The organism is Streptomyces sp. NBC_00620, from assembly GCF_026341825.1.
Taxonomy (GTDB): Bacteria; Actinomycetota; Actinomycetes; order Streptomycetales; family Streptomycetaceae; genus Streptomyces.
Genome location: NZ_JAPENY010000002.1, coordinates 2,588,427 through 2,602,661 on the forward strand (window position 1 = coordinate 2,588,427; position 14,235 = coordinate 2,602,661).

At 69.1% G+C, this 14,235-nt stretch carries 14 protein-coding genes; 6 read left to right on the forward strand and 8 right to left on the reverse strand.

What is annotated here, in order from left to right:
• The first annotated feature begins 129 nt into the window (after positions 1–129).
• Together OG246_RS30920 and OG246_RS30925 are read left to right on the forward strand one after the other, a co-directional pair.
• A complete protein-coding gene (locus tag OG246_RS30920; protein WP_266470556.1) occupies positions 130–1,524 on the forward strand; it encodes a DUF6777 domain-containing protein in 1,395 nt (464 codons plus the stop codon).
• Between the two features lie 136 nt (positions 1,525–1,660).
• Entirely contained in the window at positions 1,661–2,182 is a 522-nt protein-coding gene (locus OG246_RS30925) for a DinB family protein (protein ID WP_266471032.1), read from the forward strand.
• A 25-nt stretch (positions 2,183–2,207) separates the two neighbouring features.
• Here the strand turns inward: OG246_RS30925 and OG246_RS30930 are convergent, their stop codons facing one another.
• Both OG246_RS30930 and OG246_RS30935 read right to left on the reverse strand, forming a co-directional pair.
• Positions 2,208–2,564: a nuclear transport factor 2 family protein gene (locus tag OG246_RS30930; protein WP_266470557.1), complete on the reverse strand. Its 357-nt coding sequence runs from the start codon at positions 2,562–2,564 to the stop codon at positions 2,208–2,210.
• 5 nt (positions 2,565–2,569) lie between these two features.
• A complete protein-coding gene (locus OG246_RS30935; RefSeq protein WP_266470559.1) occupies positions 2,570–3,319 on the reverse strand; it encodes an SDR family oxidoreductase in 750 nt (249 codons plus the stop codon).
• 153 nt (positions 3,320–3,472) lie between these two features.
• Here OG246_RS30935 and OG246_RS30940 point away from each other — a divergent pair, with 153 nt between their 5' ends.
• Positions 3,473–4,324, forward strand: a complete 852-nt coding sequence (locus OG246_RS30940) for a helix-turn-helix transcriptional regulator (RefSeq protein ID WP_266470560.1) — start codon at positions 3,473–3,475, stop codon at positions 4,322–4,324.
• 102 nt (positions 4,325–4,426) lie between these two features.
• Positions 4,427–4,909: a helix-turn-helix transcriptional regulator gene (locus tag OG246_RS42830; RefSeq protein ID WP_323178343.1), complete on the forward strand. Its 483-nt coding sequence runs from the start codon at positions 4,427–4,429 to the stop codon at positions 4,907–4,909.
• Between the two features lie 24 nt (positions 4,910–4,933).
• On the opposite strand, the gene OG246_RS30950 is transcribed toward OG246_RS42830, so the two are convergent.
• From OG246_RS30950 to OG246_RS30965, 4 genes are all read right to left on the reverse strand, one after another.
• On the reverse strand, positions 4,934–5,533 hold the full coding sequence (locus OG246_RS30950; RefSeq protein WP_266470564.1) for a ClpP family protease: 600 nt from the start codon (positions 5,531–5,533) through the stop codon (positions 4,934–4,936).
• Between the two features lies 1 nt (position 5,534).
• Positions 5,535–6,188, reverse strand: coding sequence for an ATP-dependent Clp protease proteolytic subunit (locus tag OG246_RS30955; protein ID WP_266470567.1), 654 nt, complete (start codon positions 6,186–6,188; stop codon positions 5,535–5,537).
• Positions 6,189–6,806: 618 nt separating this feature from the next.
• Positions 6,807–7,604, reverse strand: coding sequence for a hypothetical protein (locus OG246_RS30960; protein WP_266470569.1), 798 nt, complete (start codon positions 7,602–7,604; stop codon positions 6,807–6,809).
• An 89-nt stretch (positions 7,605–7,693) separates the two neighbouring features.
• Positions 7,694–8,326: an RNA polymerase sigma factor gene (locus OG246_RS30965; protein ID WP_266470570.1), complete on the reverse strand. Its 633-nt coding sequence runs from the start codon at positions 8,324–8,326 to the stop codon at positions 7,694–7,696.
• A gap of 740 nt (positions 8,327–9,066) precedes the next feature.
• On the opposite strand from OG246_RS30965, the gene OG246_RS30970 reads away from it, so the two are divergent.
• Positions 9,067–9,561: a DUF1877 family protein gene (locus OG246_RS30970; protein WP_266470574.1), complete on the forward strand. Its 495-nt coding sequence runs from the start codon at positions 9,067–9,069 to the stop codon at positions 9,559–9,561.
• Positions 9,562–9,934: 373 nt separating this feature from the next.
• Here OG246_RS30970 and OG246_RS30975 read toward each other — a convergent pair whose 3' ends face one another.
• Complete coding sequence (locus OG246_RS30975) at positions 9,935–10,117, reverse strand: hypothetical protein (RefSeq protein ID WP_266470577.1); 183 nt, start codon at positions 10,115–10,117, stop codon at positions 9,935–9,937.
• A gap of 1,652 nt (positions 10,118–11,769) precedes the next feature.
• Here OG246_RS30975 and OG246_RS30980 point away from each other — a divergent pair.
• Complete coding sequence (locus OG246_RS30980) at positions 11,770–12,090, forward strand: hypothetical protein (protein WP_266470581.1); 321 nt, start codon at positions 11,770–11,772, stop codon at positions 12,088–12,090.
• A 742-nt stretch (positions 12,091–12,832) separates the two neighbouring features.
• Here OG246_RS30980 and OG246_RS30985 read toward each other — a convergent pair.
• A complete protein-coding gene (locus OG246_RS30985; RefSeq protein ID WP_266470583.1) occupies positions 12,833–13,984 on the reverse strand; it encodes an IS4 family transposase in 1,152 nt (383 codons plus the stop codon).
• Positions 13,985–14,235: the final 251 nt, after the last annotated feature.

The window sequence follows — 14,235 nt, forward strand, 5'->3', positions numbered from 1 at the left end:
GGCTCGTTGTGTGAGAAAGCGACACAAAGCTTTTGAAGCGTCACAGAAGGCTTGAAGTCTCATAGAAGGCTGGAAGTGTCGCGGAGCTTTTGAAGTGCCTCGGGATCCCTACACCGGGAAGAAGAGCTCGTGAGCGTCGAACCGCCGTCCTCAGGCCGCCCCACCGGACCGCCTTCGGGTCCGCTGTCGGGCCCGTCCCAGCCGGGTCCGTCCGAGCCGAGTCCGACCCAGCCGAGCGGCCGCACGCCGTCCGGGCCACCACCGAGCGGAGCCGGCGGAAGCGGCGCGGGTGGAAGCGGTGCAGGTGGAAGCGGCGCGGGTGGCCCCTCCGGGCCCAGCGGGCCGGGTGAACCGGGTGAACCCGGCAAGGGCCCGGACCGCCCCTGGTGGAAATCCGCACCCCGCGTCGCATTGATCACCGGCGTCGTGGTGGCCGCCGTGGTCCTCGGCCTGGTCTTCACCCGCGACGACAGCGGCAGCGACACGTCCGCGACCGGCGGCGAGGTCTTCCTCCAAGCCGCGAGCAAGTCGGGACCCGACCCGTTCACGGAGTCGACGGCGAACGACAGCTCCACCGAAACCGAGACACCCTCGACGTCGACCGCGTCGGAATCCACCAACGTGACGCAAGGCGTGGACGGTTCGGCGCCGGGCCTCTACGGCGGCACCCGCAACGTCTCCAGCTGCGACGTGGAGAAGCAGATCAAGTTCCTCCAGGCGGACCCGGCGAAGAACAGCGCGTTCGCCTCGGTGGTGGGCCTCCAGACCTCCCAGGTCCCCGGCTATCTGCGCGCACTCACCCCGATGCAACTGCGCTACGACACCCGGGTCACCAACCACGGCTACCGCGACGGGGCCGCCACCAGCTACCAGGCGGTCCTCCAGGCGGGCACCGCCGCCCTCGTCGACGACCACGGAGTGCCCCGGGTGCGCTGCGCCTGCGGCAACCCGCTGGGCGAGCCGGTCCCGCAGAAGACCACGCCCAAGCAGACCGGCGACTCGTGGCCGTCGTACCGGACACAGAACGTCGTGGTCGTCTCGCCGTCGACGACGGTCATCAACATCTTCGTCATCTTCGACCCCGACAACGACGAGTGGATCGCCCGGCACAAGGGCGACAAGGGTCACCACGACGAGAAGACGGACCCGCCGGCGCACCCGCCCTTCCCGTCGGCGAGCGTCTCGTCCCCGACCCCCAACTCCCCGTCGCCGTGCGTGTCTTCGGCTCCCGGTACGACGCCGTCCGCACCGCCGAGCGGCTCGTCGAGCCCGTGCACGTCCCCGGCGCCGTCGTCCTCATCGCCTTCGGCGCCCACGTCGTCCGAGTCCTCACCGTCGGAATCCGACTCGGACTCGGAGTCCCCGCCCTCCGAACCCCCGACGACGGCATCGGACTCGTCCTCGTCCTCGGCACCCGGTCTGGCGTCCTCCGCCACCATGACGGAGACGACATCGGCGTCGGTGACATCGGCCTCCGCGTCCTTGAGCGCCCCGGAGTCGTCCGCGACCTCCCCGGGGCTCTGAGGCAGGCCCGCACCGAAATCCGCACCGAAAGGCGGTGCGGATCTCCGGCGCACGGCCGATCCTCGTAGGCATGGCCGACACCACCGGGTCCCATCCCCGGAACCCGCAGTCCCACCGGACCTTCGGATGGTGGCGCATGTCCGTGCAACCGGACGGCGATCCGCGGTCCGGCGGGGGGTTCGTGGGGGAGCGGGACACGCTCGTCGGACATCTGCGGGACCAGCGGATCACCCTGCAGATGAAGTGCGCCGGGCTCGACGCCGAGGCGATGGCCCGGCGCTCGGTCGAGCCGTCGAACCTGTCGCTGCTCGGGCTGGTACGGCATCTGGCCGGGGTCGAACAGACCTGGTTCCGACGGGTGATGGCCGGACAGGACGAGCCCCGGCACTACCGCACCGCCGACGATCCCGAGGGGGACTTCAACGGCGCGGTGGCCGACCCCGAGGTCGTCGCGCAGGCCTGGGACACCTGGCGCTCCGAGGTCGCCTTCGCCGAACGCTTCGTGGCCGGTGCCCCCAACCTCGACATCAGCGGCACGGACGGCGACGAACCCGTCGAACTCCGGTCGGTCCTTGTGCACATGATCGAGGAGTACGCCCGGCACAACGGCCACGCCGACTTCCTGCGCGAGCGGATCGACGGGAGGGTCGGGCGGTAGCCGCCGACGCCCCGCCCCATGGGGATCACACCTCGTTGTTCCACATGCGGAACATGGCGCACTTCCCGCGGCCGTCGAAGGTCACGGTCCACAGGTTGGCGAACGTACCGAGCTCCTTGTAGCGGCCGGTGCCCTCGACCGCCGCCGTGTCCCCGTTGACGGTGAGGACGGACCACTCGAACTCCCAGCCGCCCTCCTGCCATGCCGCCCGCCCCAGCCACCCCTGGACGATCTCCTCACGGCCGACCCAGTCCGTCGCGTACGGCCATTCGTGGTACTCCGCGTGCGTCGAGAAGAGCGCCGCGATGTCCTCGGGCCTGTTGCTCCTCCAGGCCCGTACGTACTCCTCGACCCAGGCCTCGACCCGCTCCTTGCTCACCATCGCACTCACCCCTGGGCCGTCGGCCTGATGACCAGTTCGTTGACGTCGACATCCAGAGGTTGGCTGATGGCGTACTGGATCGCTTCGCCGATCGCCGAGGCGGGGATCGCGATCCCCATCTGATCCTGGACGGCCTCGCGGACGCCGGGGTCGCTGATGCCCTCGGTCAGCTCGCTGCGGGTCAGGCCGGGGCTGATGACGGTGACGCGCAGATCGCGGCTCTCCTGGCGCAGGCCTTCGGAGAGGGCGCGGACCGCGAACTTGGTGGCGCTGTAGACGGCGGCGGTGGGGTCGACACGGTGCCCCGAAACGGAGGCGATGTTCACGATGTGTCCCGCGCCCTGGGCGCGCATGACGGGGAGCACGGCGGCGATGCCGTGCAGGACGCCCCGGATGTTGACGTCGATCATGCGGTTCCACTCGTCGACCTTGAGGGCATCGAGGGGGGACAGCGGCATCACGCCCGCGTTGTTGACCAGGACGTCCACGCGTCCGTACTGGTCGTGAGCCGCCTCGACGAAGGCGCGCACGCTCTCCAGGCTGGTCACGTCCAGCTCGTGGTGCACGGCGCTGCCCCCATCGGCCCGGATGTCCTTGGCGAGAGCGGCGACACGGTCCGTGCGGCGGGCCCCGAGTGCCACACGGTGGCCGGCCGCGGCCAGCCGCCTGGCCGTGGCCTCGCCGATCCCGCTGCTTGCCCCGGTGATCAGAACGACCTTGTCGGGGGAGAAGTCGGAGGTGGCTGGGACGGTCATGAGAACCCCTTCGGACATGGCCGCGACCTGCGGCTCTGTTCTGGTCAGGGTCCGAGCATGTGCCGGATCCCGCCGCGGGGGCAGGACGGGTCTTCCTGGGTGCGCCACACCTAGGAAGCGGTGACGCGGGAAACGCCGACGTACGATTTCTCCATGACCGGAAATGAGCTCGGCGAGTTTCTGCGGGTACGTCGCTCCCGCCTGAACCCCGCCGATGTGGGTTTCCCGGGCTCGGGGTCACGCCGGGTCGCGGGGCTGCGGCGCGAGGAGGTCGCCGTTCTGGCCGACGTCAGCGCCGACTACTACGCGCGCCTGGAACAGGGCCGGGAACGTCATCCCTCCGGGCAGGTCATCGACGCGATCGCGGGGGCCCTGCGGCTGGACACGGACGCCCGCTGGCACGCGTACCGGCTGGCCGGACTCGTGCCGAAGACATCCCCCGTCGGCCGTCGCCAGGAGCGGGTGGCTCCCGCCCTGCTGCGGCTGATGGACGGCTTTCCCGCCGCCGTCGCCTACATCACCAACCGCCGCCTCGACGTCCTCGCCTCGAACGCTCCCGCCCAGGCGCTGCTCTCACCTCTCGCAAACCCCCGTGACATGGTCCACTCCCTCTTCCACGACCCCGCCGCCCGGCAGCTGTTCGTCGACTGGCCGGCCGTCGCACGCGACACCGTGGCAGCGCTGCGACTGGCGTACGGACACCAGCGCAACGACCCCGAGACCCGCGCGCTGGTCGACGAACTCCTCGACAGCAGCGAGGAGTTCGCGGCGCTGTGGCGCGAGCACGGCGTCGGCAGGCTGGGTAGCAAGACCAAGGTGTTCAACCACCCGGACGTGGGCCGGTTCACGCTCACCTACCAGTCCTTCGACGTGCAGGACGCCCCCGGGCAGTGCCTGCTCGTCGGCAGCGCCGAACCGGGCACGGCGGACGCCGACTCCCTCGCCCTTCTCGGAGCCCTGCACGCGGGCGGAGCCGCCGACGCCCCGCGCTCGTACGGCAGTTGATCCCGGACTTCACCTCGGGGCGCCGGACACCCGGCGCGCGATTCCACCGAGAGCGGAACGCCGGTCCCTTCCCGTACGACCCGGCGCTTCTAGGCTTAAGGGGTGAGCAACCAAGCGCCGAACGAAGCCCGCGTCATCCCTCTGCGTCCGGCGGCCGCGCCGGGTCCGGCCCCGGCTCGGACCGACGCTCCGGCACGCGCGCCGCAGCTGCGGCCCCGGCCGGTCCTGGCGCCACGCCAGGCGCAACCGGCCCCCGCCCCCGCTTCCGCTCCCGCGAGCAAGGAACCGCTGTGGCGCGACCTCGTGGGTGACGTCCTGCGGCGCGAGCGGCTCGCCCAGGAGCGGACGCTCAAGGACGTGGCCGATGCGGCCCGGATCTCGATGCCGTATCTCTCGGAGCTGGAGCGCGGCCGCAAGGAGGCCTCGTCCGAAGTCCTCGCGGCCGCCGCCCGCGCCCTCGGCCTGGGCCTCACCGACCTGCTGTCGCTGGCCCAGGACGAGCTGACGCGGCTCGCTCAGGTCAGGCCGGGCCGGAGCCGCGCCACGTCGGCTCCTCGATACGACGGGATGTGCCTGGCCGCCTGACACAGGCCGGTGGTGCCTGTGGTGTCACACGGGGAGCCGTCGGCTCACCACCTCGTCCGCGAGCCCGTACGCCACGGCCTCCTGCGCGGTGAAGACCTTGTCGCGGTCCATGTCCGCGCGGAGGGTGGCGACGTCGTGGTGCGTGTGCCGCGAGAGGACCTCCTCGACCTGCGAGCGGATGCGGAGCATCTCCTTGGCCTGGAGCGCGAGGTCGGAGACCGTACCCTGCCGTCCCCCGCTCGCGGGCTGACCGAGCAGCACCCGCGCGTGCTCCAGCACGAACCGCCGCCCGGGATCGCCCCCGGCGAGCAGCACCGCCGCGGTCGAGGCCGCCTGCCCGACACAGAACGTCGAGATCGGCGCCTGCACGTACGTCATCGTGTCGTAGATCGCCATGAGCGAAGTGAACGATCCCCCGGGCGAGTTGATGTAGATCGCGATCTCGTTGTCCGGGCCCGACGACTCCAGATGGAGGAGCTGCGCGATGACGACGTTCGCGACCCCGTCGTCGATCTCCGTCCCCAGGAAGATGATTCGCTCGGACAGCAGCTTGCTGAACACGTCGTACGACCGCTCGCCCTGCGGGGTCCTGTCGACCACGTTCGGAATCGTGTACGTACCCATGTCAGAGCCCCATCCGTCGCCGTGACGCGGCCGGCCGGACGTCGTCGAGCGACTCCACAACCCGGTCGACCATGCCGTACTCCTTCGCCTGCCCGGCCGTGAACCAGCGGTCGCGGTCGCCGTCGCGGGAGATCGTCTCCTCGCTCTGGCCGGTGTGCTCCGCGGTGATCCGCTCGATGGCCTTCTTCGTGAACTCCAGGTTCTGCGCCTGGATCTCGATGTCCGCGGTCGTTCCGCCGATACCGGCCGACGGCTGATGCATCATGATCCGCGCGTTCGGCAGCGCGAAGCGTTTCCCGCGCGCTCCCACGCTGAGCAGGAACTGCCCCATGCTCGCGGCGAATCCCATGGCGAGCGTCGAGACGTCGTTCGGGATCAGCGTCATCGTGTCGTAGATCGCCAGCCCCGCGGTCACCGAACCCCCCGGGCTGTTGATGTACAGGCTGATGTCGGTCCGCGAATCCTCCGCGGACAGCAGGAGCAGTTGGGCACAGACCCGGTTCGCGGAGACCTCGTCGACCTGCGTACCGAGCAGAACGATCCGCTGCGCGAGCAGTTGTGCGGCCAGATGATCGTCGAAGCGGGTCGGAGGCGTGTCGCCCTCGTCGGCCCGCGGTGCGCTGGCCGGATCCCAGCCGGTGATGAGTGGAGTCATCGGTCCTCCGTGAGGTGTTCGGAGCGGCGCGGCTTTCGTCGCCGCGATCTCCACCATCGGACCGAATGCGCCCGGGGATCAGGTTTCTCGGCCGGTAGCAGATTCGCTACGGGCAGAGGGGGGACGAAGGCGGGACGGGACAGGCCGAACCGGAAGCGGCGCCGTCCCGTCCCGGCCGGAAGTCCTCGCGCAGCGACTGGAAGAAGGCCCGGGTGCCGCTGCAGGGCTCGGCCAGTGCATCGCCGCGCCGGGCATTTTCGCTTGCCGCTTGATCTGGTGCGCTTGTGGTGCGGCGCTCGGGCAGCGAGGCAGCCTCTGCGGGCCAGACCAGTGAGCGGCCTCACCACTTCCGCCACACGACGGTCTGCCTTGCGCTGTGACAGCCACAGGACGGCCGCCTCCGAGATCGGCTGCCCGGTCTCCAGCTCGACGAAGCTGAACCGGCCGCCCTGACTGCACTCATGGACGGGGTGGATGAGGCCGTCCGACCTGGGGGAAGGCGCCATTTCCTTCGTACGCGACCACCGTACGATTCCCACCAGCTCACCCTTGGCGCAACGCGTTCTCACGCCCCCGAACGGGGAGTGGCCCGGCCGATGGGCGCAGCGGTTACTCGCCCTACCCGCCGCTTGCCTTGCCGTTGCCGGCCCCGTTTTCCGCGCCGTCGGAGTCGTTGCCGGGATTCCCGTTGCCCGGCGTGCCGGTGTTCCCCGCCGTGCCCGTGCCCGTGCCGGTGCCCGCAGCGCTCTCGCCGGGTTTGCCCGTGTCGCTGGACCTGCCCGGTGCGGCTGTCGCCCGCGCCAGCTGCTCGGCGCAGTACGCGGCGACCTTGCCCTCGCCGCCCGCCGCCGCGACGAGTTGCTGCCAGGCCGTCGCGTCGAGCGCCTTGCCGCGCTCCTTGACCTGCTCGTAGGCGCGGCAGTGGGCCTCGGTGTCCTGGGCGGCGGCCGAGCCGTCCGTCGGTCCGACGCCGCCCGAGGATGCCGACGAGGTCTCACCGCTCGGCCGGCCCGGGGCGGACGCCGAGGGGTGAGCGGCCTTCCGGTCGGCACCGGCGCCGTCCGCGGACGAGTCGGCCGAACCGATGGCCGCGACCGCGACACCGCCCAGGGCGAGGCTGGCGAACACGGCGGCGAACGTTGTCTTCACAGGGCGCCCGGTTCGCCGGTCCGCGGGCAGTCGCCAGTCGTCCCGGCGCCGGGTACGCGCCCGATGCGCGTCCGTGCCACGGGTGGCCCGGAAGGCGGCCACGGCCCGCTGCTCGGCCTCGGGAGCGAGATCGGCTCCGCGCAGGACGGTGGCCAGCACCGTCTCCAGCGCGGTGTCGTCACGTACGTACCGCGGGGCGGACACGGCGTCGTCATGGGGGACCCATCGACGGCCCGGCACTCCGTCGCCGCTCAGCCGTTCACGCATGCCCGCGTCCGTTCCTGTCCGACATCTTCGATTCACCTGGCGTTCCGGGCCCTGCTGCCTGTCCGCCGGCCCAGTGCCGCGGGCGTCGTTCACTTCGACTCCCCCAGCGTCCAGGGCGTCTCATCCGTCACACCCTCGGCCGCCTGGCCCCCGACGCCCAACTGCTGGGCGAGGCGTTTCAGACCCCGGTGGGCGGCGGTGCGCACCGCTCCCGGGCGCTTGCCGAGGACGCGCGCGGAGGCGGTACCGTCCAGGCCGACAACGACTCGCAGGAGCACGGCCTCGGCCTGGTCCTTCGGCAGCCCACGGACCAGTTCCAGGGCCCGCTCGGTGGAGAGGGCCTCCAGTGCCTGGTCATGGGTGCTGTGGGGGCCGGGCAGGTTCAGTACGTCCTGTTCGGTCCCTCCCGACCGGGGCCGCACGCGCTGGCGACGCAGATGGTCAAGTGCCCGGTGCCGGGCGATGGTGGCCGTCCAGCCGCGGAAACCGGCCCCGTCCCCCTTGAACCGTGCGAGGTCCCGGGCGATCTCCAGCCAGGCGTCGGACGCCACGTCCTCCGCGTCCTCGCCGACGAATCCGCGCAGATACCCGAGCAGGCCCGGCTGCACGATCCGGTAGGCGACCGCGAAGGCGGCCTCGTCCCCGTCCTGGGCCCGCGCGACTGCCGCGCTCAATTCCCCGTCGTACGTCTGTACGCGGCGAGATTGCCGTGCCTGGCCCAAGACTGTCCTCGTTCGCACCTGGTTCAAAGCGAGTCCGTTCCGTCCGACGAGCCCCGTTGGCATCGACGGCCCCACTGAGACCAGCGCGCGTTCTCACTGAAGTGTCACAACGCATCAGGCGTCCCTCACGTCGTCGTCGGAGCTCCCGTCGCGTGGGCGGCGAAGCCGCGAGGGCCGTCGGCAGCTCCAAGGAAACGGCGACGTAAGGACGTTGAGCCGATCCGTGCGCCGGGCCGGACGGCGTTACGGCTCAGCGACGCCCGGCGAATCCGGTGTTGGGACACCTGTCCGCAACCCGTGCCGTCCCGGCCGGGTGACATATCGCGCCGGCCGTGCGCTGTGTGAGTACCGAGTCCGCACCGGACTGCCCGATGGTGATCGGTGATCGCCAGGCCGGACGTCGGTGCCAGGACCACTCCCGGAGCTCTCTCCGCGTCGCTCTCGACTCCCCCCGGAGGCGACATGGAGAGGGAGGGGGGCGGCCGGACCCCAACCCCTGTGGGGGTCCGGCCGCCCCACACGCCGTTCGGACCGACGGCGGACGATCACATCACCCGCGTACGCCCCGAACCCGCGCAGCGAGGTCGGCAAGTGATCCGCCACGCCACCCGGTTCTCCGGGGGTCCGACAACTGGCGCAGAGCCGTCTCTCACCTTGCCGCACGACGGCCGGGGGGCTCCCGGAACGCGGCGTGCGCCGGGTGGAGTGATGCTCCGGCGCCCCCGCGCGCTCCTTGTGTGATGAGCCTCTACTTCCATTTGCGAGCGGTGCCGCCCCCGGCACTGCGCAACAGCGCGACCTGGCTGGAACGGCTGTTCGGGGACGACTCGGACGCCGTCCAGCACCGCCTCGACCGGCACCGCGAGGAGGTGCTGGACAAGCGTTATCTGGACCAGGAACTCCTCTACGCCGGCGATCCCCCGCACCGAGCGGAGGATCGACCCCAGGCCCAGGTGGTGCTCGGCGGTCGGCCGGTGTTCCACCCTGATCGGTACAAGCCACCGTTCCTGGTGCTGACGGCGGGCCAAGCGCACCGCGTGGCCAGGTTCCTGACGATGACCGACTTCGACGCGCTGTGGGTCTTGGCCCGCGACGAACTGCTGCCGCGCTACGGCGGCGTCACCGCAGAGCCCGACACGCGGGGCATCTTCGCGGCGGCGCATCGGGAGCTGACAGAGTTCTACACACAGACGGCCGCGTGCGGAGACGCGGTGGTGAAGCGGCTGCCGACCTGAAGCACGCGGCACGCGGACTCCTCCACGGCCATCGCCTGGCTCAATCAGGAGACCTGACTCCCGCGCCGTACGCCTGCTGGGCCGCCGCAAGGTATTCCGGGTACTGCCCAACGCCTCTGGAGATCCCAGACAATAGACAAACCCCAGGCCGCTGACCTGGAGTTTCATCATGGAGCGGGTGACGAGAATTGAACTCGCACTCTCAGCTTGGGAAGCTTGGGTTCTCGGTAGGGGGCTGCTTGGCTCAACTGCGGCGGAGCGGGCGCCGGGCCTGACTGACCGGCGGCCTGGTCCCCGCCGTTCTCCGTGGTTCCCCGCACGTGTCTGGCACGGGATCGGCCGTCCGATCTGTACGTCTGCCTTGAGCCACGGACTACTCGTAGGTGGTCGCAGCTCGTAGAGCTTGTGCGAAGAAGCTCCAGTGACCGCTGGCGGGCAGATTGCGACCGGCGTTGCTGTACCAGCCGTCCGCGTCGTCCAGGTGGTACGGGTTGATCGAGGAAGGCAAACGGCGCACGCAGCAGGTGATCGACAACGACCCCGTGCTGTCGTTCATGCTGCGCCTGCGCGATCCATCGGAGCCGCGAGGGCTTCCGGCGTTGACGGCGCACATTCCCAGCCTCGCCAGAGAAGCCAACGCGCAAGGTATGGAGGGACGTTGAGGTCTGAAGCGTGTCCAATGGCGGTCGGCTTTCCGGCAGGATTGCACAGCACTGGCAAGGTCGAAGTCGGGTTACCCGCGGCCTTCCAGGGAAAGATCTCGAGTGCATCTCAGAGAGTCGGAGGGGGCTGCTCATGAGCGGTACATCACGGTCGCGTCACGACAGGACAGAGCCAGCGCCCCCGCCCGAGCGCGGCTCCGATCGCTTCAGTGACGATCCCCCTGATCCCCTCGCCTCACTGCTGGCCAAGGTCAACGAGGGGGAACACATCTCGACTCCTGGGGACAACGCGGGCGGCGAAGACCGCGACCCCCATGACGAGGAATGGCGGGAACATGATCGACACGGCCCCTATGCGCAGGGGCGTCGCCGGAGGAACTAACGCACAGGGCGGAGTCCCCGTCTGCGGCAGCGCAGGCGGGGACTTGGCGTGAGGGCTGCTCACGCGGGCTGGAGCGGGGCGGCCCTCCGTCGCAGGCTTAGCGGATGAGTCCGTGGATGGCCGCCGCGACGTTGAACACTGCTGGCAGGACGAAGATGCCCCCAAGGACGATCAACGCGCATCCGGCGGTTCGGTGTCCGCGGCTTGGCGACGGCGGTGGGATCAGCCGATCGACGGTTCTCATCGTCTCGTTAGGGGCGATCAAACTGCGCCCGGTGCGGCGCTGTCTCCGGCCCATCCATATGAAGATTACTGCGGATGCTGCGGTGAAGGCCGCCAGCTGGAGATGTTCTCCGGGCGAGTCAGCGGCAGCGAGCGTCACGGCCATGTACGACACATCATCCCCCCAAAAGGATCACGATGTGTGGATCACCTCACGACGCCCGGACCATGTCAAGCGCGTTAGGCGCCTTGGGAGTGCCTACTCGCACGCTTTCCAACTGTGGTGGTGGGGTCTTCGGGTGCGTGCGGGGGCGTTCACCTGCGTTCATGGGCGGGTCCCTCATGGGCTGCACGTGGCTCCTGGTCTCGTCTGAACGCCTGTGAACCGTGCTGAATGAGACGGAAAGTGAGACGGACGGTCCTCGTTGGCCTCGTGCACCTAACCAAATCTTGCTTGCGACCTCGACTTTCAGCGGAAGTAAACAGACGGACTCGATCACTGCAGGCCTGACTATCGCCAATACGCAACAACGCGTCATGGCCGCCCGATGGGCCGCTAGCGTCCGTCAGGCTTCTTACTGTCTGTGCGGTGATCTCGGGGGAACGATGAGTGCCTCGAACAGTAGTGCGTCGAGTTCCGTGGGATTCTGGGCGCATCAGAGGCAGGCGTGGCAATGCCTCGCCCACTCGATCCGCAGCGCGTACCGCAACCGCCGCGGTGGACTGATCGCAACAGTTGTGGCGGTGCTGGCACTTCCGGCAGGAGGCGGACTACTCCTCTGGCCTTCCAGTGCCGACCTCCGCATTACTTCGCTCGACGACAGCAAGGATGTAGTGATCCCTCGCTGCGTACAGAGCCTCCGAGGCAGTGGCAGCCTCCCCGAAGGGCACCACCTTTGGATCGCAGTTGAGTTCCCGGACAAGGCAGGAGGCAACCGCATTGTGTTCGCCGTGGAGGCCACCATGCGCAGCGGACGCTGGCACGCCGACAGGATCAACGTCGGCGGCGAGGGCCACATTGGGAACACCTACACGCTGACAGCCGTCGATGTCGACGGGCTGACCCACGAGATGCTCGCAACGACAGTCATCGACATGTATGACAGCAAGGCCGAAACGCTCGCCGCCGGCGACGACCTGTGGAGGTTCTCGGCCCACAGCTACCCCACGGGAGCCCGACCTCGCGATGCAGTCAACGTCAGCCGAGGCACCGATCAGCGCTCCTGTACTGAGGTGGCCGAAGGGCAGCCGACGAACTCTTGAGAACACCGCTTCGTAGAGAGACCCAGCGAGAGATCTCAGCTTGGGTGATCCAGAAATGAGTGCTACTGACCTGCGGTGGAGCGGTGTTGGCGCTCTATTCACCGTCCAGCCGGTGCCCGGTGATCCCAGTGGTTCCCTGCACGATCTGGCACACGTCTGGCACGGTCGTCGCGTGCCTTCAGCCGTGGGTTTTTCTGTCGCGTAGTTGCTCGAACCAGCTCATGATCAGCCACCAGAGTCGCCACAACCAGCCTCTCCGACGGCGGTGGGTAACCGGAGTCGCCTGTACGCGCGAGGTGCGGAGTCTTGGCGCCTGAACTCGCCCTCCGCCACCATGCTGATGGCAGTAGCCCTTCCATCCGGCCGGGTTTCCGCACGCTCGTCCCTGCCGTGTCACGCCAGCGCAACGCCCCATGACGGGAGTCTGGCAGAGCCTGCGCGGGGAGGGGGCGATTGGGGCAACTGCTCACGAGAACTACGGAGTCCAACCTACGAAGACATCAGCTTGGGAAGCCTAAGGGCAATGCCGTTGCGTTATGGGCCTGTGGGTTGGGGTCGTTTGATGAGGATGGCCTGGGTGCCGGTGCGGGTGGGCTGGGGCCAGTGACGGTGTTCAGCCCGTTTGAGCCAGTAGTTGGACATCTTTCGTTTGACAACACGGGGCTGGCTGCGCAGGCGTCTGGCGGGAAGGAGCCTTTCCAGCAGGTCTTCCTGGAGTAATCGCAAGGCCTGGACCAGGAGGTCAGGGGGAAAAGCTGCCGGGCGTAACGGTCACACTGCGGCGAGCGGAGCGCAGAGTCTCGGTGAAGGAGACGCGGTCGGGGTCGAGTTGGCGGGTGGCCGCGGTTCTGAGCATCAGCTCCCGCAGTGCATGGTGGACCAGGAGATGGGCCCAGATCTGTTGCAGGACACCGTCGGGTGTCTTGCTGCTGAGGACCACCTTCGCGCCGCGCTGGTGGGTTTTGATCTCGGCGAAGACGGATTCGATCTCCCAGCGTTCGCGGTAGAGGGCGGCCAGTTGCCGGGCCGGATAGCGGCGGGCGTCCAGGAGAGTGGTGATCAGGCGGTAGTCCTGGGCCGTGTCTTTGAGCTGGTAGGCCAGGACACGCACGGTGACCGGGTCGCGGTGGGAGGCGTCGGTGCCGGCATGGATGCGTGAGATCCAGGACCCGTCGCGCAGTGGCCTGTCGATGGGCAGGACACGGTTGGCGGGCACCCGCCACAGCAGGTCGGCGCCGGTGGCGGTGAAGGCCTGCCACAGTGGGACGCCGAGGAACTCGCGGTCGGCCAGCACGAGTTGGCCTGGCCCGCAGGAGCGGGGCAGGCGGCCCACCAGGGTCACTTCCCCGGTGCGGCAGCCGGCGAGTTCGGCGTCCAGCACCGCATGGCTGCCCACCTCCACCAAGGCGGCCATCCGCACCTGCACAAAGGCACTCCGGCCGGTCCCACGACCGTTGCCGGGACGGCCGAAGGCCGCTTGATTGGCCTCACTGTCGGCGGCATCCCAGCAGGTCCCGTCCACCGCCAGAACCCGCAAGCCCCGCCAGAACGCCCCCGGAGTCGCCTCGGTGGCCATCGGCTTCGCGGTCGTGGCGAACAGCACCCGCAGCGGCTCGGATCCCAGCCGCTGCCGGGCCCGAAACAGTGACGACTTCGCCGGAACGTGCCAGTCACCCAGCAGTCCCAGACCGCGAAGCCCCGCGACCAAGTGCCGCATCACTTCTAGATACGGGGCGGGAGAGAACAGCGCCAGCCCCAGCACGAAGTACACCACCAGCCGGGCGGGCAGCAGCCGCTTACGCCGCTCGGACCGGCCACACGCTGCCACCACCCGATCCACCAACCCCGGCGGATACACCCAGGTCAACAGCCCCAGACCCGATAAGTCAGACACACTCGCGGCCACCCGCATCACCCCCGGGACCCACTCCCAACCAGCCTACGCCCAAGGCAAAAGCAACGGCATTGCCCTTAGGTGCTCCCACGGACGGCCCGACCCTGCAAGCCCGGCGGCCACGTGCGAGTGGACGCTCGGCACGGGGCACCATGTAGGGAAGTGATGGCTGACCAGGAGGTTTACAAGCAGGCCCCACTGCGATAAATTTTGCGACGAAGTCAGATGTTTCCGGCCATTAGAGTATCCGA